The sequence below is a fragment of the Burkholderia sp. Ac-20345 genome (assembly GCF_017104825.1).
Classification (GTDB): Bacteria; Pseudomonadota; Gammaproteobacteria; order Burkholderiales; family Burkholderiaceae; genus Burkholderia; species Burkholderia lata_B.
This window is the reverse complement of sequence record NZ_JAAGPO010000536.1, coordinates 1-914: the sequence shown is the minus strand read 5'-3', so window position 1 is coordinate 914 and position 914 is coordinate 1. Positions and strand designations below refer to the sequence as shown.

General features: G+C 64.3%; 1 protein-coding gene. It reads left to right on the top strand.

Annotated elements, in window-relative coordinates:
* Positions 1 to 914 (top strand): DUF2827 domain-containing protein (locus G3O06_RS48510; RefSeq protein ID WP_205820490.1); only part of this gene is annotated, 914 nt, incomplete at both ends.

The following is a 914-nucleotide window of genomic DNA, read 5'->3' as shown; positions in this document are numbered from 1 at the left end:
ATCTTCCAGAACTGCCTGCTGCTGATCCTGCTGCTGCGCCAGTCGCCGCTCGTCGCGGAAGCCGTGATGGTGAACGGCGGCGAACAGGTCGCCGATCCGCAGATGATGCTCGGCGAATGGGACGTGCCGCTGCTGTCGATGGACGAAGCGCTGCAGCGCTGCGACGTGCTGATCGAAATGAGCGCGCAGTTCGGTGCGGACTACCTGCGCGCGTTCCGCGAGCGCGGCGGCAAGGTCGTCACGATGCGGGTCGGCAACGACTACGTGATCGACATCGAACGCGCGATGTTCAACAAGCCGTCGGGTTTCCTGTTCTCGGGCGCGCCGTACGACGCCGTGTGGACGATTCCCGAGTTCGAGCGCTCGTGCCTGCACTATTACCAGACGGGCCTGCGCGCGCCCGTCACGATCGTCCCGCACATCTGGCACCCGATGCTGTTCGACAAGGCGCGCGCGACACTCGGCGCCGGGCTGTCGTTCGGCTATGAGCCCGGCAAGCCGCGCTGGCGCGTGACGATGTTCGAGCCGAACATCTGCATGGTGAAGACGAGCGTCATCCCGATGCTGGTGGCCGAGGAAGCGTATCGGGCCAAGCCCGATTTCATCGAGTTCGTGCGCGTGTGCAACACGCTGCACCTGAAGGAACATGCGACGTTCGTCCACTTCGCGAAGAGCCTCGACATCGTGAACCACGGGATCACGACGTTCGAGAGCCGCTACGCGGTGTACGAGTTCATGGCCGCGTACGGCGACGCGGTGGTGTCGCACACGTGGGAAAACGCGCAGAACTACCTGTACTACGAGCTGCTGTACGGCGACTACCCGCTGATCCACAACTCGCCGTTCCTCGGCAAGGCCGGGTATTTCTATCCGGACTTCGACTGCCAGGCCGGCGGCCGCGCACTGCTGCAGGC